The sequence below is a fragment of the Ulvibacterium sp. genome (assembly GCF_965248315.1).
Lineage (GTDB): Bacteria > Bacteroidota > Bacteroidia > Flavobacteriales > Flavobacteriaceae > Ulvibacterium.
The window spans coordinates 3,122,087-3,144,106 of sequence record NZ_CBDFIX010000002.1 but is presented as its reverse complement, the minus strand read 5'-3'; the positions used below and the strand labels follow the sequence as shown (position 1 = coordinate 3,144,106).

At 39.5% G+C, this 22,020-nt stretch carries 23 protein-coding genes; 14 read left to right on the top strand and 9 right to left on the bottom strand.

Annotated features, from left to right (window positions below):
• Nucleotides 1–119: 119 nt before the first annotated feature.
• The 6 genes from ACP2AF_RS15100 (at nt 120) to ACP2AF_RS15075 (ending at nt 4,053) form a co-directional block, all read left to right on the top strand.
• Complete coding sequence (locus ACP2AF_RS15100; RefSeq protein WP_425236980.1) at nt 120–419, top strand: excalibur calcium-binding domain-containing protein; 300 nt, start codon at nt 120–122, stop codon at nt 417–419.
• A 9-nt stretch (nt 420–428) separates the two neighbouring features.
• The gene (locus ACP2AF_RS15095) at nt 429–827 is read left to right on the top strand and encodes a hypothetical protein (RefSeq protein ID WP_425236979.1); all 399 of its coding nucleotides are present in this window, start codon (nt 429–431) and stop codon (nt 825–827) included.
• Nucleotide 828: 1 nt separating this feature from the next.
• On the top strand, nt 829–2,088 hold the full coding sequence (locus tag ACP2AF_RS15090) for an ABC transporter permease (RefSeq protein WP_425236978.1): 1,260 nt from the start codon (nt 829–831) through the stop codon (nt 2,086–2,088).
• A gap of 4 nt (nt 2,089–2,092) precedes the next feature.
• On the top strand, nt 2,093–3,004 hold the full coding sequence (locus tag ACP2AF_RS15085) for a hypothetical protein (RefSeq protein ID WP_425236977.1): 912 nt from the start codon (nt 2,093–2,095) through the stop codon (nt 3,002–3,004).
• Between the two features lies 1 nt (nt 3,005).
• Nucleotides 3,006–3,260: a DUF4236 domain-containing protein gene (locus ACP2AF_RS15080; RefSeq protein ID WP_425236976.1), complete on the top strand. Its 255-nt coding sequence runs from the start codon at nt 3,006–3,008 to the stop codon at nt 3,258–3,260.
• Between the two features lie 115 nt (nt 3,261–3,375).
• Complete coding sequence (locus ACP2AF_RS15075) at nt 3,376–4,053, top strand: hypothetical protein (RefSeq protein ID WP_425236975.1); 678 nt, start codon at nt 3,376–3,378, stop codon at nt 4,051–4,053.
• 55 nt (nt 4,054–4,108) lie between these two features.
• On the opposite strand, the gene ACP2AF_RS15070 is transcribed toward ACP2AF_RS15075, so the two are convergent.
• A complete protein-coding gene (locus ACP2AF_RS15070) occupies nt 4,109–4,921 on the bottom strand; it encodes an endonuclease/exonuclease/phosphatase family protein (RefSeq protein WP_425236974.1) in 813 nt (270 codons plus the stop codon).
• A gap of 449 nt (nt 4,922–5,370) precedes the next feature.
• Between ACP2AF_RS15070 and ACP2AF_RS15065 the strand changes: the two genes are divergently transcribed.
• Nucleotides 5,371–5,778, top strand: coding sequence for a glyoxalase (locus tag ACP2AF_RS15065; protein ID WP_425236973.1), 408 nt, complete (start codon nt 5,371–5,373; stop codon nt 5,776–5,778).
• Here ACP2AF_RS15065 and ACP2AF_RS15060 read toward each other — a convergent pair.
• Nucleotides 5,770–6,450: a DUF2461 domain-containing protein gene (locus ACP2AF_RS15060; protein WP_425236972.1), complete on the bottom strand. Its 681-nt coding sequence runs from the start codon at nt 6,448–6,450 to the stop codon at nt 5,770–5,772. The genes ACP2AF_RS15065 and ACP2AF_RS15060 overlap by 9 nt on opposite strands.
• Nucleotides 6,451–6,545: 95 nt before the next feature.
• Here ACP2AF_RS15060 and epsC point away from each other — a divergent pair, with 95 nt between their 5' ends.
• Nucleotides 6,546–7,337, top strand: a complete 792-nt coding sequence (gene epsC / locus ACP2AF_RS15055) for a serine O-acetyltransferase EpsC (protein ID WP_425236971.1) — start codon at nt 6,546–6,548, stop codon at nt 7,335–7,337.
• Entirely contained in the window at nt 7,330–8,214 is an 885-nt protein-coding gene (gene cysM, locus ACP2AF_RS15050; protein WP_425236970.1) for a cysteine synthase CysM, read from the top strand. The genes epsC and cysM overlap by 8 nt, the downstream gene beginning before the upstream one ends.
• A 1-nt stretch (nt 8,215) precedes the next feature.
• Here the strand turns inward: cysM and ACP2AF_RS15045 are convergent, their stop codons facing one another.
• The 3 genes from ACP2AF_RS15045 to truA form a co-directional block, all read right to left on the bottom strand.
• Entirely contained in the window at nt 8,216–9,013 is a 798-nt protein-coding gene (locus tag ACP2AF_RS15045; protein ID WP_425236969.1) for an alpha/beta hydrolase, read from the bottom strand.
• Nucleotides 9,000–9,875: an alpha/beta hydrolase gene (locus ACP2AF_RS15040; RefSeq protein WP_425236968.1), complete on the bottom strand. Its 876-nt coding sequence runs from the start codon at nt 9,873–9,875 to the stop codon at nt 9,000–9,002. Before ACP2AF_RS15040 ends, ACP2AF_RS15045 begins: the two co-directional genes overlap by 14 nt.
• Nucleotides 9,876–10,050: 175 nt before the next feature.
• Nucleotides 10,051–10,845, bottom strand: coding sequence for a tRNA pseudouridine(38-40) synthase TruA (truA, locus tag ACP2AF_RS15035; protein ID WP_425236967.1), 795 nt, complete (start codon nt 10,843–10,845; stop codon nt 10,051–10,053).
• 88 nt (nt 10,846–10,933) lie between these two features.
• Here truA and ACP2AF_RS15030 point away from each other — a divergent pair, with 88 nt between their 5' ends.
• From ACP2AF_RS15030 to ACP2AF_RS15015, 4 genes are all read left to right on the top strand, one after another.
• Nucleotides 10,934–11,371: a hypothetical protein gene (locus tag ACP2AF_RS15030; protein WP_425236966.1), complete on the top strand. Its 438-nt coding sequence runs from the start codon at nt 10,934–10,936 to the stop codon at nt 11,369–11,371.
• Between the two features lie 287 nt (nt 11,372–11,658).
• Nucleotides 11,659–12,141, top strand: coding sequence for a hypothetical protein (locus tag ACP2AF_RS15025; RefSeq protein WP_425236965.1), 483 nt, complete (start codon nt 11,659–11,661; stop codon nt 12,139–12,141).
• A 270-nt stretch (nt 12,142–12,411) separates the two neighbouring features.
• On the top strand, nt 12,412–13,110 hold the full coding sequence (locus ACP2AF_RS15020) for a response regulator transcription factor (RefSeq protein ID WP_425236964.1): 699 nt from the start codon (nt 12,412–12,414) through the stop codon (nt 13,108–13,110).
• Nucleotides 13,107–14,603, top strand: coding sequence for an ATP-binding protein (locus ACP2AF_RS15015; protein ID WP_425236963.1), 1,497 nt, complete (start codon nt 13,107–13,109; stop codon nt 14,601–14,603). Before ACP2AF_RS15020 ends, ACP2AF_RS15015 begins: the two co-directional genes overlap by 4 nt.
• A gap of 119 nt (nt 14,604–14,722) precedes the next feature.
• Here the strand turns inward: ACP2AF_RS15015 and ACP2AF_RS15010 are convergent, their stop codons facing one another.
• Together ACP2AF_RS15010 and ACP2AF_RS15005 are read right to left on the bottom strand one after the other, a co-directional pair.
• A complete protein-coding gene (locus tag ACP2AF_RS15010) occupies nt 14,723–16,192 on the bottom strand; it encodes a magnesium chelatase (RefSeq protein WP_425236962.1) in 1,470 nt (489 codons plus the stop codon).
• Nucleotides 16,193–16,206: 14 nt separating this feature from the next.
• Nucleotides 16,207–17,373, bottom strand: a complete 1,167-nt coding sequence (locus tag ACP2AF_RS15005; protein ID WP_425236961.1) for a vWA domain-containing protein — start codon at nt 17,371–17,373, stop codon at nt 16,207–16,209.
• 143 nt (nt 17,374–17,516) lie between these two features.
• Between ACP2AF_RS15005 and ACP2AF_RS15000 the strand changes: the two genes are divergently transcribed.
• Nucleotides 17,517–18,323, top strand: coding sequence for a DUF1853 family protein (locus ACP2AF_RS15000; protein ID WP_425236960.1), 807 nt, complete (start codon nt 17,517–17,519; stop codon nt 18,321–18,323).
• A gap of 90 nt (nt 18,324–18,413) precedes the next feature.
• On the opposite strand, the gene ACP2AF_RS14995 is transcribed toward ACP2AF_RS15000, so the two are convergent.
• Both ACP2AF_RS14995 and ACP2AF_RS14990 read right to left on the bottom strand, forming a co-directional pair.
• Nucleotides 18,414–19,250 carry a DUF4249 domain-containing protein gene (locus ACP2AF_RS14995; RefSeq protein ID WP_425236959.1) on the bottom strand — a complete coding sequence of 279 codons (837 nt, stop codon included), beginning with the start codon at nt 19,248–19,250 and terminating at the stop codon, nt 18,414–18,416.
• 5 nt (nt 19,251–19,255) lie between these two features.
• Entirely contained in the window at nt 19,256–21,670 is a 2,415-nt protein-coding gene (locus tag ACP2AF_RS14990) for a TonB-dependent receptor (protein WP_425236958.1), read from the bottom strand.
• Between the last annotated feature and the right edge of the window lie 350 nt (nt 21,671–22,020).

The window sequence follows — 22,020 nt, the reverse complement described above, 5'->3', positions numbered from 1 at the left end:
CCACACAGAAGATCAAAACCTTCTCCAGTGCCAAGAAAAAATCCTAATGGTCCTAAAACAGGCCCTAAAAACGTACCTGTAAAACCGCATAAAAGAAAACCTCCTAAATAAAATATTAAATGAAATATCGCAGAGGATATTACAAGAAAGATGGCACATACGTTCAAGGCCATTTTGTGACCAAATCACTTAAAAAATCCAAAGGAAGGAAAACGAAAAAGGGTTGCTTTGGCTTCGCTATGCTTATGCTAATAATCTTAATAGCCATATCATGTGAAAACGATTCAGATTGCGATAGCAATTGCTCCGATTTTTCATCTCAAACTGCAGCCCAGTCCGCTTTTGAAAGTAATAGAAGTTGCTATTCCAATTTAGATAGAGACAATGATGGAATAGCCTGCGAAAACAATAATAACTAACATGTTGTGATGATGAATATTTCCACTGAATTGAGAAGTCATTTTTTGAGACTTTATCAGATAGCTTTTACTGATGACAATTTTGATGTTCTGGAATTACAGATGCTCTACAAATTCGCTGAGGAAAGAGGAATAAGTAAAGATCAATTAAACGATATTTTATTGCATCCTTCACAAGATTCCAAAATCCCAACATCGCTAGAGGGAAAAATTGAATACCTATATGATTTGGCCTTAATGATTTGGGCCGATGGCCTCGCAACAGATGATGAGGTAAATACTTTAAGAAAGTACTGCCTAAAATTTGATTTCGAAGAAGAGAATGTTAATGATATCTGTGAATTTCTATTAGAAAACGCAAAGTCCAATATTCCGCTAAAAGAATTGATATCCAAAATGGAAGAATAATATGAATTCCCTAAAAAAAATATTTTCGATTAAGAAAACAGCCCCTCAAGAAGTAGAGGAAAAAGAGCAAGAAGAAGAAAAAATAAAACTCACATTTTTTGAAAGCGGTTATGGTTCTTCAAAACAAGCAGAAGGAAATCATATGATTTTCAAAGCCTGCTTGCAAGATGTATATATGGATTATAAAGGAAAATGTAGGGAAAATGAGAAATTGCAGAAAGAATTGAAAGAACCCTATGTACAGGAAAAAAGTAAGTATGAGATTGAATTAAAAAAGAGGAAAACCGTCAAGGCTATAGTAGAAGAATCTATTTCAGCTTTGGAACAGAAAATCTCGAATTATAGAAATGAAATAGCCGATGTAAAACAAAATCCTGAAAAGTATGTTGAGGATGCAGATAAAAAACCCAAAGCTCAATTTTACTTAGGTTTAATTGTATTGATTCCGATTACATTCTATCTACTGGTTTTCTACATATCGGCATCGTATTCCGCTTTTTTCAAAGTATTTGATACCGATCAGTTGACCAATGCAATTTTTGATGCCAATGCCTTGACCAAGGCCATTGAAGATGGGTGGCTTGAAGGTATTTTTGTTTCTACCATACCCTTCGCTTTTATGGGGCTAGGATATCTTATCCATATGTTCCAAAAACATAAAAACTGGATTTCCTATATCAAGATAGGAACGCTTTTTATTGTCACTTTCATTTTTGATGCGATCCTCGCGTACCAAATAGAGAAAAAGATATATGATATTGAGAAAACATTAAACTCACCTGATTTCAATGTTCAAATTGCTTTCACCAAAGCAGAGTTTTGGGGAATAATATTTGCCGGCTTTGTAGTCTACATTATCTGGGGATTGGTGTTTGATTTCATTATGAAGGAGTATGACAATTTTGATAAAATCAAAACATTTATCAAATCCAAAAGAGAAGATATTCTTAATTGCGAACAAGAGATAGCCAATCAGGTAGAAAAAATGAATCCTATCAAAGAAGAAATTTCCGGGATTGAAGGAAAGATAAATGATCTACAAAGAACTATTGACGGTTTTGTTTTTTCCAACAAGCATTACCTCACCTACCATGCTGAATATGTCAAAGGTTGGTTTTTGGCTATCGCTGATAATTTTGATTCCCTGAAAAGGCGTGATCAGCTATTATCGCAATGTGCTACAGAAGAAAAAAGGCACTTAGAAGAGCATGATATTGCAGATGAAAGCTACGAAGGACGATTGTATAAACTGATAAACTAGTCTAATGAAAAAGTATTTCTGTGCCATACTGTTGTCTATTCTGACATCAGCTTTCCATAGCTCATGTAAAGAAGATTCCAATTCGGAGAAATCCATTCATGACCATGAAATCACAAAGTTATCGCCCAATCGAGAAAACTTGAATATTAGTGTGCTTTTAGACCTGTCGGATCGCATAAATCCCCAAAAATATCCATCTCCCGCAATGGAATTCTATTTGAGAGATGTAGGGTATTTAAAATCAATTGCAAAAAGTTTTGAAGCTCATGTGATGAACAAGAAAATGATAAGGATAAATGATCAAATCCAAGTTTTTATAGATCCTGAACCTTCTGATAATACTCTCAACAAGAAACTAAGCATCTTAAAAATATCTTTTAATAAAGACAATGTTACGAAGGAGAAAATCTTGAGTACTTGTAAAAAATATGACAGTATTTCCAAGCTGATTTATGAAGCTGCAATAAAGGATGATCATTATGTTGGTTCGGACACTTGGAGGTTTTTCAAGAACAAAGTAAGTGACTATTGTATTGAAGGTGGGTCTCGGAATATTTTGGTAGTTCTAACTGATGGCTACATATTTCATAAGAATACAAGAATCAAAGAAGGTAATAGAACCACATATTTAACACCTCAGGATATAGAGCATTTTGGATTTAACAATACTGGTTGGAAAGAAAAATTTTACCAACAAGATTTTGGATTTCTTAAAGCAAATGAGGAGCTGTCAAATTTGGAAGTTTTGGTTCTAGGGATAAATCCGAGCGATAAAAACCCTCATGAAGAAGATGTTATTAGAGCTTACTGGAATAAGTGGCTTGAAGAAATGGGAGTCAAAAATTTTGAAATCAAACAAGCAGATTTACCTTCCAATATGGAGAAGATAATAAGAGAATTTATTTTGAGCGAGTAACATGGCATTTAGATTTAACAAGCGTATCAAGTTAGGGAAGGGGCTGGGAATAAATGTGAGTAAATCAGGTATTACCCCGAGTTATAGAAACAAAAGAGGAAGTTTAAGTTCTAAAGGTTACTCTTTAAGAACAGGTATCCCTGGTTTGACTTATCGGAAGACATTTTCTAAATCTAAAAAAGGTGGATGCCTATTAAGCATTATATTTTTTATATCAATGGTATCTGTATATGTAGTGACAGCTACTTTTATTTAAGTACTAACCGCTGGACAAATGAAGAAGTTTAGAAGTGTTTTAAAAATTTAATCTATAAAATGTAGGGCTTTTCCCCTCTCAAATTTTAGGGGCAATACAGCAAAAACTAATAGGCATGAAAAAAGTAACGGTTAAGAATTTAATTGATTTTCGCCGGAAAACGGAGAGAACAAAAAAGACTTTTGTCAATAACCTTAAGAAGGAAAAAGGTGCAGAGGATAACTCTGGTGGGGGAGATTATTGGATTAGCTGTTTAAGTGCAATTAGCAATGCTTTCAGAAATGGAAATACCTCTTTACTTGATGAAAAAATCCAACAATTAGCAGAGAAAATTAAACACTCCGAAATCAAAAGAATAAAGAATCAATTTCAGAGAAATATTGACATTTTAAACAATTTTAAGGATTTTAATCTTCAAAATTTGAAACCCGCAACCAATTTAGTTTTTCATGTACAACCGAAGAATAAGTCCATTCTGGATATTAAAGGTTTTCCTGTTGAAGCAAAACCAAATCATGTTTTCTCATTCTCTGAAAATGGAAGTAATGAAATTGGCGCTATTTGGTTTATTTCAAAACTTAACGGATATAAAAAAAGTGAACTGGGAATGTTTGCCGATATAGCATATAGATATTTAAAACAAAACTTCTCAGATGAGTATTATGTAAATCCTGCTTTCTGCACCGCTGTTGATGTTTATAATGGGTTAGAAGTCAATTATGAGGCTATTCGTAGTGGCAATATTCCAACTTTAATTGAGAATACGATTCTCGAAATAAAGAAAATTCAATAAGATTTTTCAATTGCAACTCTTTTAGAGTTAATTGATAACATAAAAGAGACGAAACTTATTCCAAAATGAATTCAAAGAAGACAGGCAAATGGTCTGATAATTTTCTAGCCAGCTCAAGGTTATCACAAAATTGAACAAAATCTATCACTCCTCCATCAACCCTTTTAATATCGCTTGAATAAAAAATATTATCTATAGTGTAATTTAAGTAGTCTCCCCGCTTACAAGTCTTTTTCAATGTTGTTTTTTGATTGGTAATAGTTGCTTTATATCCTTTGCTTTTCAAAAGGCCAAAAACGGGTTCTTTTTCATCCACGTTAAAATCACCGGCAATTATTAAAGGGGTTTTTAGTGAATCCACGACAAAAAAACTCAAAGCTTTTATTTCACTTTCAGGATTTTTATTGTATGGTCTAGAGTGAAAATTAATTACAGTGAATTTTTGCTTGTTCAAATAGAAATTCAGCAAAAAGGGTTCTCTGTCTATGGTCGGATTCAATTCATCAAGTAGCCAACCTCTATTCTTTATTTTGATATTCTTTGTCTTCCAAATGAAAGCGTAACGTTCGGTGGCATATTTAGGACTATTGGTAGGGTTGCTGATTACATAATCCCATTGGGCTCCCTTTCTGTTAAGAATATCCGATAGTTTAGCTACCGCTTGAGCACCACCATAACCAGCTACGACTTCTTGAATCGCCAGTATATCAGTATCTCGTACTATTTCGGCAATCTTTTCAAGTTCAGCACTATTTTTTGTTTTCCCAAAATCTCGAATATTCCATGAAACCAAATTAATAGTATCAATTTGACAGTGAATATTAAAATAAAAAAAAATAAAAAATAAGAGCAGTAAATTTTTGAGCATTTCGTTCAGTAGTTTAAGATTAATGAAATTACTCAAAATGTTATGTGCATTTTATAGATAAGCGTAAAATAAAATATTTTTACAAATTGGTTCAATCCAAACGTAATTTTGTGTAAATGCCAATAAATCTTAAGGACTGTTTTGGCCCCTTTTTTTCAGAACTAGTTACATTACGTCTATCGACTATGATTTCATAAATCTAATGGAACTAATTAAAAATTACTTCAAAAAGGAGAACTCAAAATTCAAAAGGCAAAATCTGAAACTAGAAACTTGAAACGCTAAACGCTATTCGCTGAACGCAAAACCCAAATTCCAAAACTCAAAATTCAACACTTAACACTTAACACTTAAAACCCTTTCCATCTGTTCATAAACCCGTTGAAAACTTCACCATTTTCCAAAATTGGGATACGCAATAACCGCTAACTTTATAGAAACTTCTCGACATGAGCGATAGGTCCCATTCTCTTTTAAAAATCCGTCTTGACATTCCAAAAGCTAAAACCACCCTTGAAATGACCGATGAAGCGCGTTTCCAGAACGAAACCTTACGGCCCATTATCAAGTTTCAGAACCCTTTGCTGCTGGCGGCTTTTGGGAATTATATTAGGAAACATAAAAATGGTTTCTACGATTTAACGCCGGACAAACGTTTGGAATACATCGAAAATGCCATTCAAAAGGACATTAAATTCAGGAATTCCCTAAAAGGGATGATCATCGGTCAATTTACTATAGAGGAATACCAAAACTACATCCAAAACTCCTCGGCATTGAACAAGCGCATGATGGGCATGGTCATTGATCGGTTAAAGGATCAAATACAATTTTTTGAGGAGCCTGTCCTAGTCTAAAAGCGATTCACCGTTGAGATTGGTGGTCAAGATATCGCTCATCAAATCAAAATAAGGTCGTATGGCCTGGAACGAATCATCAACGGTCTTTGAAAAACCATCCGATGTTACTTCATCGTCCGAAAAATTCCGGACAAATATAAACTGCTTCTTTTTTATCAGGTCAATATCCGGGTGTTCCTTATCGAAACCTTTGGGTGCGGTTTTTACGCCATCCCCAACCAAATCTCCCCAGACTTGCTTAAAATTCTCATCGTTGATGATGTTTCTGAATTCCGAAGCATCGAGTTCAAATTCCTTACGTATCCTGAACAGATCTTCCTTGTTGGGATCCCAAAAACCGGTGGCCAAAAAACTCCCACCCGGTTTTAGTTGTACATAATACCCCCCACGTAAACGTGCACCGGCACGGGAAAAGGAACAGGCAAAGTGGGACTTGTACGGACTCTTGTCCTTGGAAAAACGGACATCCCGATAAATTCGGAACACTTTCATCCTGTCTATATCGTCATGCAACTTAAGATTTTCCATGACTCCCGAAAAAAAAGTCTTCGCATCGGCCTCATGCTGCTTAAACTCCGGTTTGTGTTCATTAAACCATTCCCGATTGTTATTTTTTTCCAGTTTTTTTAAAAAACCCAAGGACTTCTTGGAAATTGATGGCTGTAACATACGACCTAGCAGTTGTTATTTTAAGCTAAAGTTAACCATTTAGGGGTTACCGCTTTTGAAATATTGGTTAATTTTGAGCGTATAAGAATTTTCCCATGGACCATCAATCAATCATTGAAAAAATAAATCTTCATAAAAAACAACCCAATCTTAGGTTTGTATTGAAGGAAAAGGTAGAGGGCTTTACCAATCGCCTTTTTTACACCCTTTTTGACAGCGATACCCCGGTGGCGGAGAATCTGGAATATCTGGAAAAGGAGTTTGACGCCTTGGTAAATCTCGCCTGTTGGGAAGTGGACGAACCTTGTAAAATGCTTTGGGACAACTATGTGGTTCAACTGCCCGAAATATTGGAAAGTCTGAATCTTGATGCCGAGGCCATTGTTAACTGCGATCCAGCGTCATTATCCATTGAGGAAGTATATATGGCCTACCCAGGGTTTTATGCCATTGCCATCTATCGCTTGGCACATGAACTCTATAAGGCAGGTTTTCCTTTGGTTCCTAGATTGATGACGGAATATGCGCATAGACAGACGGGGGTGGATATCAATCCCGGGGCACAAATTGGCAAGTCTTTCTTTATAGACCACGCTACGGGGGTGGTCATAGGCGAAACGGCCCTGATCAAGGACAACGTTAAAATCTACCAAGGGGTGACTCTTGGCGCCTTGTATGTTGCCAAGGATTTGCAAAAAACGAAACGTCACCCCACCATTGAAAACAATGTTACCATTTATGCCAATGCCACCATTTTAGGTGGGGAGACCGTTATTGGGGCACATAGCGTTATTGGTGGTAACGCCTGGTTGACCGATTCCATTCCTCCCCATTCCACCGTTTTTCACACCCCTGAAATTAAGATCAAAACCTCTTCCAATGTCTAAGAATATCCTGGATTTGATCGGGAATACCCCCCTTGTGGAATCCCGGGTGCTGAACCAAAATCCTAATGTGAAACTTTACTTTAAACTGGAGGGGCATAATCCGGGCGGAAGTGTCAAGGACCGTGCGGCATACAATATGCTAAAAAGTGGTCTGGAGCGGGGCGATATCTCAAAGGAGTCCAAATTGATCGAAGCGACCAGCGGCAACACGGGGATTGCACTGGCCATGATCGCAGGAGTCTATGGATTGGATATTGAACTTGTAATGCCGGAAAACGCTACCAAGGAGAGAGTACAGACCATGCGGGCCTATGGGGCCAAAGTTACTTTAACGTCCTCTGAAAGGGGGATCGAAGGTGCCCGAGACTATGCCGAAGCCAAGGTTGCAACTGAAGGTTTTACCATGGTCAACCAATTTGCCAATGACGATAATTGGAAGGCGCATCTGAAAACGACCGGACCGGAGATTTGGCGGGATACCGAGGGCCAAATTACCCATTTTGTATCGGCCATGGGAACTACAGGCACCATTATGGGAACTTCTACCTATTTAAAGGAGCAGAACAAGGCTATACAAATTGTTGGGGTGCAACCTACGGATAATTCCAGTATTCCCGGTATTCGGAAATGGCCCAAGGAATACCTCCCCAAGATTTTTGATGCCTCCAAAGTGGATCGGATTATGGAGGTGAGTCAGGATGAAGCCAAGGAAATGGCCAAACGCCTGGCCAAGGAAGAAGGTATTTTTTCAGGGATGAGCAGTGGCGGTGCGGCCACAGTAGCTTTACGTTTGGCGGAAACCTTGGAAAGCGGTACTCTGGTTTCCATTGTCTGTGATCGGGGTGATCGCTATCTCTCTTCGGATTTGTTTGAATAGGTTAGCGCAAGGCTTCCTCGATCCCCTTACGGAATACGGTGGAAGCTTGCAAGTAATTATGCCCTCCCCCTTCAATGGTGAACATTTCTTTTGCTTTACCGGGAATGGATTCGTACAATCTTTTTGCCGCATCATAGGGTATTACCGAGTCTTCGGTGCCGTGAAAAATATAGATCGGACAATTGACCTCCTTTAGGTATTCGTGGGACGGGAACCGGTATCTGGAAAGTAGGGATACGGGCAAAAAAGGAAAGCGATGTTTTCCCAAGTCCACGGCACTATAAAAAGGAGATTCCAAAACTAAACGGCAGGGCGCGTTCTTTGCCGCCAATCGGGAGGCAATACCGGTACCAAAGGACCGTCCGTACACGATAATCTCATTTTCCTTATACTGCCCTAGAGCGTAATCGTAAAACAGTTGGGCATCCTTGTTTAGGGCTTCTTCGCTTAAGGCTCCGGTACTCTTACCATACGTTCTGTAGTCTACAAAAATGGCATCATACCCTTTATTGGAAATTCGATTGGCGACATGGTACAAATGCGATACATTTCCGGAGTTGCCATGAAAATAAAGGACCACCCCATTTTCACTATCGTTTTTGATATGCACTGCATTTAATCTTGCACCGTCCTCCGTGTTCAAAAAAAACTCCTCGAAGGGTTGACAAAAATCGTAGGTATGATCCACAGGCATCTTTGCGGGGAAAAAAATCAAGCGTTCTTGAAAAAAATAGGCCAAAAATACAAGTCCCAAATAGAGGACGCCAAGGGCTATACCAACCTTCTTAAGTCTGCGCATTGATCTTTTTAGTTGAATGTCTCACATTTATGCTGGAGCCCTCTAAATTAACTTCCTTCGGTCTTGTAGTAATGATATCCGTTAATATCTTATGATACGATTCAAAGGTATTCAAGTTTTTATGGCCGCCTCCTATAATTGTATGCAATGTGGTTAATTTTGGTTGTATTTTGGAAAGTTTAACACTGGTTTTATAGGGTATCAGCTTATCATCCGTACCATGAATAATATGGATGGGGCATTTAACATACTTCAACCATTTATGGGTAGGCATGGGAAATTTGATCAGCAAGGACAACGGCATAAAGGGAAGATAGCGTTTGGCCACTTTGCTTAGACTGTAGTATGGCGCATCCAAAATGAGCATTCTTGGATTGTTCATGGAAGCCAATTTGGTAGCAAAACCTGAGCCTAAAGAGCGCCCATAGAGAATAATGTATTTTTCGTTAACGTTTTCCTTGACCTTATTATAGATAACCTGCAAGTCCCTTTTTATGGCCTTTTGGGTGCGCCTGCCCGTACTTTTGCCAAATCCGCGATAATCCACCATGAGTACATCATATCCATGGCGGGTAAAATCAACGGCAAATTTACCCCAACCCCGAATACTTTTTGAATTGCCTTTTAAGTAAAATACCAATCCCTTGGGGTTTTTGGCCTTAAACCGGAGCCCGTTGATAATAGCCCCGTCCCTGGTCTCAATATTGTATTCCTCAGTCTCCTGATTTTCATAATAGAACTGAAAATCCTTAGGAAGCTTTTCCGGCTTGAACATTAAATAATCCTGCAGGAAATAGAGCAGTACGCTAATGATCAAGTATATACCAAGGACTAAAAATACAATATAGAACCAGGATGGCATGCAATGCGTTTTTCAACAATGTACAAAAAATGATATAAACCCATTTTCCAAACCCTTTAAAAACGTGTGCTACGGCCGTTTCCCTAAATTTCTATTTCAATATTGAACAGGTCTGTTTATAGGGTTTTATGGGTAGCCTCCTCGGTGCATTTTTGAATGTCTCACTAAAGGAGATCTAGGGCATGTCTTTTATAAATTCCAATCCATTCAATAGAAGACCGGATCCTGGAGCTACATAGGTGAATCGTGTCTCCGAACCTGATATCAGGGAAGCACTTATTTTTTCCATGCCGATCTCCCCCTTGCCCAATTGCACCAATGCGCCCATCATCATTCGGATTTGGTATCGCATAAAGCCCGCTCCATTAACATGTAATGCGTAACTGTGTTTCGGAAAGAAATTGGCCTTGAGCAGGGTGTTTGTTTTTAGTTCACAAGACGCAATGGTACGGACGGTTTTTGTATTTTGTTGCAGACGGGATGTATATGATGAAAAATCGTGGGTACCTACAAATAGCTTGGCCGCCCGCTTCATCAACTTAACATCCAAATCCTCCAAAAAATTAGCCATAAAAGGGGCACAAAAAGGATGGTTCTTTTGTCCAAAAGAAAACAAATACACATATTCCTTGATTTTAGCATCTTGGATTACGTTGAAGTCCGATTTTACTTTCTGCATCGATACTATCCTGATGTCCGGTGGCAGATTCTCATTGAAGAGCGCCACAAAACCATTCATATCCTTCAATGGGGATTCCCTAAGGGTTAAAGTAAACGCTGCGGCCAATGCGGATACCTTGGCATCCGTCCTACCCGCTCCCAAAATTTTGAACTGCACATCAGAGATTATAAACTTCAGTGTTTTGGCAAGCATACCTTCCACGGTTTTTTGATTGGGTTGTTTTTGCCAGCCGCTGTACCTAAAGCCTAAATATTGCACTCTTAGGATATAACTGTAGTTCTCTTTCATAATCAACTGATATAGGTAATCGAATATCCTCCACAAACTACTGCTTTTTTGTATTTTGTAAGGTATTTAACCATCAACCTTTTGAATTATGACCGCAAAATCGATTGAAAAACCACCCGTATGGTTTTGGATAGTCAGTATCGTAGCATTGCTTTGGAACCTTATGGGCGTATTGGCCTATCTACAACAGGCATTTATGACTGAAGAAGCCCTAGCCGCCCTGTCGGAACCGGAGAGATTGCTTTTGGAAACACGCCCGGCCTGGGCCACGGCAGCATTTGCCCTAGCGGTTTGGGGCGGTCTGTTGGGCTGTATAGCCCTACTGCTCCGGAAAAAATGGGCAAGACCTGTGCTTGTCATCTCCCTAATCGGGATACTGGTACAAATGATCCATTCCTTTTTTATAAGCAATAATCTAGAGGTGTATGGACCCGGGGAAATCAGTATGCCCATACTTATTCTTCTGATTGGCGTAGGATTAGTAATTTTTGCACGGATTTCCGCAAGGAAACTTTGGCTTGGATAGCGGACTTAAAACTTTTTTGCCGAATTTTATGTTTCAAATGAAAAAGGTATAGTTATAAGCTTGAAGGAAAACGGGAAAAAGTCGGCAAAATTCACTTCATGTTTCTTGAAATGGATTTGACACAGGTTAATTTATCCCAAATTTTTCCGATGAGGGAAAGGACACCACACTTTTTTAGCATTTGGCAACATTAATTGCTCTTCATCGAAAATTTGAAATAAACCGTAATACAGTCCCGTTTTAGATCTTGAACCTTTGGGTTCCCCGAAACCTAAAAATATTTTGACATGAATTCGATTTTGCGATGGATGCCATGGAAGCGATGTGTATATGTTTCCATGTTCGTGCTTGGAGCATTGATTGTCCTTAACTTTTATGGGCTTTATACCAATAAATTCTATTTCCTTAAGCCGGACAATTATATTTTTCCATTGCTTACGGTAGCCCATTTTACATTTTTATATGTACTCTGGTTTAAGATTACCCAGGATGAAGTTACCGATCCCCAGATGCGAAATTTGGAATACGCCCTTTACATCATCTTTCTGCTTTATGTGTTCAAGTTCATCGAATCCATTTATATTTTGATGAGCTATACCATGTATGAAAACCATATCATTCCAAAAACATTCCTTCCAATCGGGGCTTTGATCCTATTTTTACATTTTTTGTTGTTGGGATTTACCTTATTGGCATTTCATTATAGAAAAATCCTAATTGGTGATTATCGATTTGACGATATAAACCGACAAATCGATTCTTGGGAATAAGATTTGTATTTTCTCCAAATCCTTGGAAGGTCCTTAAATATTGGAGTTTTTTTGTTTCAGGTCGGTTTTTGAAAAATGCATTTATACGCCAAAACAAAAACCTTTGCCTAGAAATGTAAGGCTTAAGGAAAAATTACGGCTATATGAAAAATAATTTTTTCGCGATATCCGTGGGTATCTATTATTGGATCAATAAAATTTGAAGGGTATTTTTGAATTACCCGTGATACTTATGTGATATTTTTTAATTTCTTTCGTATCCAACTAACTATGAAACAACTGCTGATTATTGAAGATGATCTTGAGATAGTAAAGCTACTTGAAATACATCTCACCGATCTTAACTACGCTACTTCAAGGGCTACCGATGGCAAATTAGGTTATAAAATGGCATTGGAAAACGATTATGACCTAATTTTATTGGACTTGACCCTACCTTCCATGAACGGTACGGAAATTTGTAAAAGATTACGGGCGGAGAAAAGTACGCCCATAATTATGTTGACCGCCAAATCCGAGGAAATTGACAGAGTACTTGGGCTTGAAATAGGAGCGGATGACTATATTACCAAGCCCTTTAGCATACGAGAGCTTTTGGCCAGGATAAAAGCAGTGCTGCGAAGAACGGATATGGTGCATGGGGATAAAAAAGATACCTCCACTATTTCTGCGGAAGGCCTTTTTATAGACATTGATAAGCGAAAAGTACTGCTGAAGGACAAAAAAGTAGAATTGTCCCCTAAAGAATTTGAGCTGCTTACCTTAATGGCCTCCAACCCAGGACGCAATTATACCCGCACCGAATTATTGAACATGATATGGGGCTACAATTTTGAGGGCTATGAGCATACGGTAAATTCCCATATAAATCGTTTACGTGCCAAAATTGAATCGGATATGGCCCAACCCAATTATATTCTAACTACTTGGGGCGTAGGTTACAAGTTTAATGAAGACATAGCCGTATGAGCAATTCCCAAAAGACCCTTACACCACGATTGGTAAAAAAACTCTGGCTGGTATTTGTCTTTCTTATACTCCTAATGGGTATATCCTACATCGTTATTACGGGGTATTTTGCCAATAAATACTACCAGGAAACTACACAGAACCTTAATGCCGAACTGGCCAATCATGTAATAGAGGAAAAGTTTCAAAATGCCTCACCATTTCTTGAGGACGGCACAGTCAACAAAGCACTTTTTGGTGATTTGATGCACGATATGATGGCCGTAAATCGCGGAATAGAGGTATATCTATTGAATAAAAACGGTGAGATTTTATATTCTGTTGTCCTTGACCATGGAGATAATGCACCACAACAAAGTGTTTCCCTTTCTCCTATAAAATCTTTTATACAGAATGATGGAAACAGTTTTGTGTTGGGAGATGATCCTAGAAATCCCGGGGAACAGAAGATATTCTCTGCGGCACAATTTAATATTGATGGTCGTGAGGGATACATCTATATTGTTCTTGAAGGCAAGGAGTTTCAATTGGTAAGCAGTAATCTTTTGGGGCAGTATTTCGCAAAATTGGGAATACGGGCCGTTTTATTGACTACTTTTTTTACGGCGCTACTCGGATTGTTAAGCATTTGGTTCCTTACCAAAAATCTACGCCTTATAACGGGTACTATCCGGAGGTTCCAAGAGGGTGACCTTAAGGCGCGAATTGAAAACCCTGAGAAATCGGATATCGAAGTTTTTGCCAAATCCTTCAATACTATGGCGGATACTATCGTCGGCAATATGGACAAGATGAAATCCGTGGATTTGTTACGCAGGGAACTTATTGCCAACGTATCCCATGATTTAAGAACCCCATTGGCCGTTCTAAAGGGATACATAGAGACGCTTCAAATGAAAAGGGATTCCCTTTCTGAAAATGACAAACAGGAGTACCTTAAAATTACCCATGGTAATGTAAACAAGCTCTCCAAGCTCATTGATCAGCTTTTCGAGTATTCAAAACTAGAGGCGGAACAAGTAACCCCTATAAAAGAACCTTTTTCGATTACCGAACTTTCCCATGATCTTATTGCCAAATTCAAGGTACTGGCCGATCAAAAGAAAATAGACCTTCATTTGGAGAACCCGGAAGAGAATAGTATGGTCTTTGCCGATGTGAGCTTGGTTGAAAGGGCATTACAAAATCTTATTGAGAATGCCTTAAAATACACCCAGCCCAATGGTAAGGTAACCCTTTCCATAAAACGAAAAGACAAAAACGTTGAAATCAATATCACGGATACAGGAAACGGGATACCTATGAACGAGCAGCCTTTTATTTTTGATCGATATAAACAGGTGGTGGGTAAAGATGCCAAAAAGCAAGGTTATGGATTAGGGCTTGCCATTGTAAAGAAAATTATGGACTTGCACGATACTACTATTACCGTATTGAGCAAACCAAGGGAAGGTAGTTCCTTTATTTTTAATTTACCGGCTTATCAAATTTGACGGGGAAATTGTTGCTATGAAAAGAGGTGCCCTGATTGGATTTTTGTCCATCAGGGCGTTTTCTTTTTTTAAAAGACCGTAACCAGTATTAAAACTGATATGGTAAAAGGAAGGGACATTTACAGACCACTAATAAAACTTCCGTACAGGTCCCTAAATTGATAACCTTCCGTAAATCGGTGTTTGCTTAATTTTTTGTGGGCCACTAGTCCCCACAGCAACAATTCTTTTAGAAAGTAAACATCTTCCTTAGGGAAATCCGGTTGATACTCCTTTATTAATTGGTTTAGCTCGGGAATACCGTCCAGGGCCCTTTTGTATTCTTCGTCCGTAAAATCGTCCAACAGCTCAAAACCTTCGCCCTCAAAAAACCAGTGTGCCAGGGCATCATAAGGTGTTTCTTCGTCCTTTCGCTCCAATTTATTGATCTTTGGAAAGAATTTAGGGAATACCGATTTCACCGCATCATCAATAAGTATTTCCGCAACGGCGTCCGCCCCTTCCTGTTCACCTTCGTATACCAATTCTATTTTTCCGGTAATGGAGGGAATAACTCCCAAGAAATCACTCAGCCTTATACTGGTATTATCCGAACCGGATAGCAATGCCCTGCGTTCTGCCGTACTCAATAGGTTTTCGAAAGCGGTAATACTGGTTCTGGCACTTACCCCACTTTTAAAATCCACGTACTCACTGTTGCGGGCCTCAAAACTGATTTGCTCCAATAAGTCCTTGGCCACTTCCGGAACATAAACCAGATTTGTTTGTCGGGCATCCAGATTGGACTCTTGTTCGGTAATTTTCCGTGCCGTTTCTATATCTTCCGGATAATGCGTTAAAATTTGGGAACCGATCCGATCTTTTAAAGGGGTAACAATACTACCTCTATTGGTGTAGTCCTCCGGATTTGCCGTAAAAACAAACTGAATATCCAGTGGTAGGCGTAGCTTAAATCCGCGTATTTGTATGTCGCCTTCCTGAAGAATATTGAACAAGGATACCTGAATTCTGGCCTGCAGATCGGGCAGTTCGTTAATCACAAAAATAGACCGGTTGGCACGGGGTATCATCCCAAAATGGATTACGCGATCATCTGCATAGGAAAGCTTAAGATTGGCTGCCTTAATGGGATCTACGTCCCCAATCAAATCGGCCACGGTAACATCCGGGGTAGCCAATTTTTCATAAAAACGCTCCTGTCTATGCAACCATGAAATAGGGGTTGCATCGCCATGTTCCTCAATCCGTTGTCTTGCAAACCGCGATATTGGGTTAAATGGATCATCATTGATTTCCGAACCTTCCACTATAGGGGTCCATTCATCCAAAAGATTTACCATAAGCCTGGCCAACCTTGTTTTGGCCTGTCCCCGTAATCCCAGCAAGTTGATGTTATGTCGGGATAGTATGGCCCTTTCCAATTCCGGTATCACGGAATTTTCATAGCCCCATACCCCGGTAAAGGTCTCCTCCCCTTTTTTGATCTTTTCACGCAAATTGTCGCGTAGTTCGTCTTTGATACTTTTACCTTGATACCCTGCTTTTTTTAGCTCTCCGAGTGTCGTAAGTTTTTTATAATTCAAATCCATAGATTTTTCCGCTTTTATCCTTTTAATCGTTTACGCCGATTCGTTTCATAATCCTCAAAAATCATTTCGCCCAATCCTTTTAATCCCGTGAAAAAGGCCTTGCCCTTGTTGGCTTCCGTAAAATGACGGATAAATCGCATGAGATAGGGGTCTTGGGCAATCATAAATGTGGTTATGGGAATATGTAGTTTTCTGGCCTGCCGGGCCATGTTGTAGCATTTTTCAACAATGTAATCGTCCAAACCGACACTGTTCTTGTAATACGTTCCATCTGGCAACCGTAAACAACTAGGCTTGCCATCGGTAATCATAAAAATCTGTTTATTGGTATTCCGCTTTCTACGGAGCATATCCATGGCCAGCTGCAAACCGGCAACGGTATTTGTATGGTAAGGGCCAACCTTTAGGTATGGTAAATCTTTTATGGGTATGGGCCAAGCATCGTTGCCGAAGACCAAAATGTCCAAGGTGTCCTTTGGATACCTAGTGGTTATCAGTTCGGCCAGGGCCATGGCCACCTTTTTCGCCGGCGTGATTCGATCCTCGCCATACAAGATCATACTATGGCTAATATCGATCATCAAGACCGTACTCATTTGGGCCTTGTAGTGGGTATCCTCCACTACCAAGTCTTCTTCGCTTAATGAAAAGTTTCCGACACCATGATTTATCTGGGCGTTTTTTAAGCTCTCGGTCATAGAGATATGTTCCAAGGCATCACCATAACGATATTCCCTAAAATCGCCGGTATGCTCATCTCCTCTACCGGAAGAACCTGTTTTATGATTACCGGTACCTCTTCTTTTAAGTTTGCCAAAGATCTGATCTAAGGCCCGTTGGCGAATTATCCGTTCCATTTTTGCAGTGATGGAAATTGAACCGTTTCCACCCTCGCCTTCTTCCCCATCTCCACCTTCATTAGGCTGCCCGTCGCCATCTTCAAACTCTTCCCGAATATATCCCTTTGCCTTTAGGTCTTCAATGAAATCTTCAATGGTGTAGTTCTCATCGGTAAGTTCATATTCCTTATCCAATTCGCGTAACCAATCGATGGCCTCGTCAAAATCTCCGGAGGTATGCGTAATAAGTTCCTGAAAAATGTCAAAGAGTTTTTCAAAGGGAGTTTGTTCCGCGGCTTCATAAGGAACGAAGCGAAAACCTTTTCTTGTCATCATAGCCATTAGATAAAATTAACACATTTGGAAGAATCAATTTCGGTTTTAAAGAAAACTTAACTTTATAAGGTCCAAACACGGATTTTACGTTCAAACACAAATAAATAATCCCTACAAATGTGTAATATTGGCAGTTCTTCCCGGTTAGAATGATTCAAAAACAGTTACATGGTTTTCTAAATACCCCACCTCTTTGGACAAGTGAACAATTTGGTTTGCGGGAATTTAATTTTCCTGAAATCAGTTTAGATCACTTTCTAGCCCAGCCGATTCCTCAAAACATTCGATTGGGCCATCAGATGGAGTATGTTTTTAAGCAACTCATTGCGTATTGTGATATCTATGAAATTGTACTGCACAGTTTACCGATTAAAGAAGGCAACCGAACTATTGGTGAAATTGATTTTATCCTGAAGGAGGCGCAAACCGAAAAATTGATCCATGTAGAGCTCACTTATAAATTCTACATTATAGACCCAGAAATATCAGAACCTATACATCGTTTAATGGGTCCCAATAAAAGGGATATGTTCTTTACCAAAATGGAAAAAATAAAGGAAGAACAGTTTCCTTTATTGCATTCCCCAGAAGGAATAATGGCTTTGTCCAGTAAGGGGATCAACCCGCATACGATTGAACATCAAGCCTGTTTTAAGGCTCAATTGTTTGTTCCATTTAAAAGTAAAAGGGTGCATATTAGACCGTTGAACGTTAATTGCGTTTTGGGGTATTGGCTTAAATTTGACGATTTCAATGCAAAAGAATTCCGTTCCAATACCTATTACATACCTTTTAAAGCGGAATGGGTCGTCGCTCCACATAACAATGTGCCGTGGTTATCCCATCTGGAAATCCTAATGGAAATTAACCTTAGAATGCTCAAGGAAAATGCTCCCATGGTCTGGATGAAAAAACCAGACGGCCAACTTGACAAGTTCTTTGTGGTATGGTGGTAAAAAGCCGCCTAAATTTGACCTATCACTTCTAAGAAGATGATTTCTTTAGACGGCCTTTGGAAAACCCAAATCAGCAACAAATGTTTTCAGTTATTCAAATTCATAACTGGCCCTTACCACTTGCGTTAACCGAAAATAGCCATGGGCGTAATTATCCGAATTGGTAAGGTTTATACAGTTTCCTTTGAGGGCTACCGGAATTGTACCAAAAAGATCAACACCTCCCGACTGTTCGATCAGAATGCGGATATAGTTATAGTAATCCTCTGAAATTCCGTACAGGGCAATATCGATTATATCACCAGGAACAAATTCCTCAGTGTCGTCGTCATCGTCTTTTTCATAATACCAAGGGATTTCGTTTCCATTCACAAACTCATCATCCAAATCCTCAAAATCCGGTAGCAAATCCCCTTGTTCCTGAAACCTAAAGAGATAATAGTTGTCCTCTTCCTCAGGATCCGTAAAGAATATATTAACCTCCAATGCCTCATCGTCAAAACCATCCTCGCGGGATTGGTTGATTTCGGTGATGTCCGTTACGGACATCATGGTCTCGGTGGCGTTATAGGTTTCCCCATCATGTTGTATTTCCAGAGTGTAGGATTGATTAACTATGGGAACAAAGGAACTTGTACTGTACTCTCCATTGCCTTGATCCGTGAATACAAACTCGGTTCCATTGGAATCATTGGTGACTTTTACCGAAGCCCCTGTTACGGCAGTGTTTGTAGTGGTATCAAAAAAAGGAGTGGACATGCTCAACTTAATGGTCTGCTCGTTTCCAGCAGTTCCCTTTTCCCAGTCCAAAGAGGCCTCAACGGTTAATCTGGAAGGAGCGGTTTGTACGTCCACATCGATTACATCTTCACAGGACATAATGGTTAGGGTCAAAAACAATATTGCGGTTTTAAAAAGAGTCTTCATTTTAATTAAAATTTAAAGTTATAGGTTACGGAGGGTACCATTCCAAAAATTGCTACTCGGGTGGCTTGGTTGGCCCCGGTCTCTATATTCTGCCCAAAAGAAATTGAAGCGGCATTTTTACGATTGTATAAGTTATAGATACTAAATACCCATTCCCCTTTCCATCGTTTATTAGGTTTTCTGTTGGGAACATAGGTAGCAGAAACATCCAGTCTATGATATGCGGGCAATCTATCCGAATTCCTATCCGAATAACTGGCAATGGACAGACCCTCATACTCATACTGACCATTGGGATAGGTTACGGGTCTCCCCGTCTGGAAGACCAGATTGGTACCAAAACTCCATTTATCATTTAACTGATAAGCACCGGTAAGGGAAAGGTCATGCGTACGGTCAAAAGGGGTATTGTACCATTTACCATCATTTATTCCTGGGCCTCCCGCATTACCTCCCGGGGTTCTTTGTTCCGATTTTGATAAGGTATAGGCAAGCCATCCGGTTAACCTACCTTCGGTCTTTCGCACTAAAAATTCCAGACCATAGGCACGGGATTCCCCATTGAGGATTTCGGTCTCTATGGTATTGTTCCCTATAAGATCTGACCCATCTATATAATCGATCCGATTGGAAATTGTTTTGTAATAAGCCTCCACTTCCAAAGAATAGGTCTTGTCCATGAAATTTCTAAAGTATCCCAAAGCATATTGATCGGACAATTGAGGTTCAATGAATTGTCCACTAGGTGTCCAAACGTCCAATGGGGTTACGGAAGTAGTATTGGATAGCAAATGGATGTATTGGGCAACCCTGGAATATCCGGCTTTTACGGAGGAAACATCGTTTAATTGGTATGCGAGGGATACTCGGGGCTCCAAATTGCCATAACTTTTTATGGTCTCGCCTTTTTCAAAGTCCGTTTCACCGATTTCGGTGCCACGCTGGTAAATGCCCAAGGTGCTGTTATACACTACAGGCTGATCGTTGGCATAATCTACCATAGCCTGCCCGCCCAAACGATTGAAGATACTATAGCGCAATCCGTATTGTGCGGTCAACTTATCCGTAAGCTTGTGTTCGGCATCGATGTATGCAGCACTTTCAAGGGCTTTCTTCCGATCTAATGATAAGGGGTTTATGGCCGATGTCTCCGAAGTGGGCCGTACCTGACCAGGGTCAAAATCGTAATATATGCCGCTTGCCCCAAAGTCCAATTTAAACCTGTCGTTTACGTAATAAGCGAGGTCATACTTTAGGTTGTAGTTATTAATGGAGGAAATCCATTCAAATTCCTCAATTTTTATCCCAAGATCATAATCGTATTTGCTATAGATAAGGGAAAGGTTGGAAAAGAGACGGTCGTTAAAAATATGGTTCCAACGCAGGTTTCCGGATAAATTTCCATAGCTACTATCAAAGCTATCTCCAAAATCGAAAGCATCCCTCCCAAAATACCCGGAAAGAAAGAGTCTATTGTTCTCGTTCAGGTTATAGTTGGTCTTAAGGTTCAAATCATAAAAATAGGCGCTGTTCTTCTCACCGGCCGCCTTTAATAAAAGATGTGCATAAGAACCTCTACCGGCAACCAGAAAGGAACCTTTATCCTTGAACATAGGGCCTTCCGCCGCAAGTCTGCTTGAAATTGCCCCTATCCCTCCGGTAAGGAAAAAGTTTTTGCTGTTCCCGTCCTTCTGTCGAATATCCAGGACGGAGGAGGCCCTTCCCCCAAAACGCGCAGGAATCCCTCCCTTATATAGCTTCATGTCCTTTATGGCATCTGCATTGAAGACCGAAAAGAAGCCCAATAAGTGGGAGGTATTATAAATAATAGCTTCATCCAACAACACTAGATTTTGGTCGACGGCTCCACCCCGTACATTAAATCCGCTGGACCCTTCCCCATTATTAGTGACGCCAGGCAGCAATTGAATTGATTTTATGATATCCACTTCCCCCAATACCACAGGCATTTGCTTCACAGTTTTAATATTCAGTTTGGCAATGCTCATTTCAGGTTTTTTGAGGCTTATACGTTCCGATTCCTCCGCGGTGACCACAATCTCGTCCAAGCGGGTCGTATATTCCTCAACTTCGAAATCCAATTTTTGGTCTTTGTCCAATTGTATTTCTTGATTAATGTCCAAATACCCCATGTAGGATATAACTAAAACATAATTCCCTTTTGGGGCCGTAATAGAGTAAAAACCATATTCATTGGTGACCACCCCTATGTTGGTGTTCTTTAAAAATACGGAGGCGCCGAATAAGGTTTCCCCGTTATCCTTATCGGTGATTTTCCCATTAATGGTATAGCTGTCCTGACCCAAAACAAAGGCATTGACCATAAGTACGCCCAGGAAGGTGAGGACAATTTTGATACTTTTTTTGGGGTGATTTCTTGATTTTGAATTGATGAGCATATTCAACTGTTTTTTGGGTTTTGAATTTTATACGCTCTATTGACAGTTTAAAAAATAAAGGGTTGCATATAGGTTTGAAAGTTTAGCATTCTTGGAAATATTTAACAAATTTTTAAGGTGGTCGTCTATGTCTAATTATTTTATATAGTTATGATTTTCAATTATTTACATTGAATGCTATGCAATCAAGTATCGATTTTTAAATTGGGATAAAATCTCCATTCAAGGAGAAACTTCCTTGGGCAGGATAGAAGATGACAGTAAAAATGAGCGAGACATCAACATGAGTTTGGGTCTTTACAGTCATTAACGACTGATCTAACTTAGAAGCTAAGTCGCATTGTGGAAAT

Coding starts and splice junctions, on each gene's coding strand:
- ACP2AF_RS15100 (WP_425236980.1), top strand. CDS start 120: ATGAAATATCGCAGAGGATATTACAAGAAAGATGGCACATACGTTCAA.
- ACP2AF_RS15095 (WP_425236979.1), top strand. CDS start 429: ATGATGAATATTTCCACTGAATTGAGAAGTCATTTTTTGAGACTTTAT.
- ACP2AF_RS15090 (WP_425236978.1), top strand. CDS start 829: ATGAATTCCCTAAAAAAAATATTTTCGATTAAGAAAACAGCCCCTCAA.
- ACP2AF_RS15085 (WP_425236977.1), top strand. CDS start 2,093: ATGAAAAAGTATTTCTGTGCCATACTGTTGTCTATTCTGACATCAGCT.
- ACP2AF_RS15080 (WP_425236976.1), top strand. CDS start 3,006: ATGGCATTTAGATTTAACAAGCGTATCAAGTTAGGGAAGGGGCTGGGA.
- ACP2AF_RS15075 (WP_425236975.1), top strand. CDS start 3,376: ATGAAAAAAGTAACGGTTAAGAATTTAATTGATTTTCGCCGGAAAACG.
- ACP2AF_RS15070 (WP_425236974.1), bottom strand. CDS start 4,921: ATGCTCAAAAATTTACTGCTCTTATTTTTTATTTTTTTTTATTTTAAT.
- ACP2AF_RS15065 (WP_425236973.1), top strand. CDS start 5,371: ATGAGCGATAGGTCCCATTCTCTTTTAAAAATCCGTCTTGACATTCCA.
- ACP2AF_RS15060 (WP_425236972.1), bottom strand. CDS start 6,450: ATGTTACAGCCATCAATTTCCAAGAAGTCCTTGGGTTTTTTAAAAAAA.
- epsC (WP_425236971.1), top strand. CDS start 6,546: ATGGACCATCAATCAATCATTGAAAAAATAAATCTTCATAAAAAACAA.
- cysM (WP_425236970.1), top strand. CDS start 7,330: ATGTCTAAGAATATCCTGGATTTGATCGGGAATACCCCCCTTGTGGAA.
- ACP2AF_RS15045 (WP_425236969.1), bottom strand. CDS start 9,013: ATGCGCAGACTTAAGAAGGTTGGTATAGCCCTTGGCGTCCTCTATTTG.
- ACP2AF_RS15040 (WP_425236968.1), bottom strand. CDS start 9,875: ATGCCATCCTGGTTCTATATTGTATTTTTAGTCCTTGGTATATACTTG.
- truA (WP_425236967.1), bottom strand. CDS start 10,845: ATGAAAGAGAACTACAGTTATATCCTAAGAGTGCAATATTTAGGCTTT.
- ACP2AF_RS15030 (WP_425236966.1), top strand. CDS start 10,934: ATGACCGCAAAATCGATTGAAAAACCACCCGTATGGTTTTGGATAGTC.
- ACP2AF_RS15025 (WP_425236965.1), top strand. CDS start 11,659: ATGAATTCGATTTTGCGATGGATGCCATGGAAGCGATGTGTATATGTT.
- ACP2AF_RS15020 (WP_425236964.1), top strand. CDS start 12,412: ATGAAACAACTGCTGATTATTGAAGATGATCTTGAGATAGTAAAGCTA.
- ACP2AF_RS15015 (WP_425236963.1), top strand. CDS start 13,107: ATGAGCAATTCCCAAAAGACCCTTACACCACGATTGGTAAAAAAACTC.
- ACP2AF_RS15010 (WP_425236962.1), bottom strand. CDS start 16,192: ATGGATTTGAATTATAAAAAACTTACGACACTCGGAGAGCTAAAAAAA.
- ACP2AF_RS15005 (WP_425236961.1), bottom strand. CDS start 17,373: ATGGCTATGATGACAAGAAAAGGTTTTCGCTTCGTTCCTTATGAAGCC.
- ACP2AF_RS15000 (WP_425236960.1), top strand. CDS start 17,517: ATGATTCAAAAACAGTTACATGGTTTTCTAAATACCCCACCTCTTTGG.
- ACP2AF_RS14995 (WP_425236959.1), bottom strand. CDS start 19,250: ATGAAGACTCTTTTTAAAACCGCAATATTGTTTTTGACCCTAACCATT.
- ACP2AF_RS14990 (WP_425236958.1), bottom strand. CDS start 21,670: ATGCTCATCAATTCAAAATCAAGAAATCACCCCAAAAAAAGTATCAAA.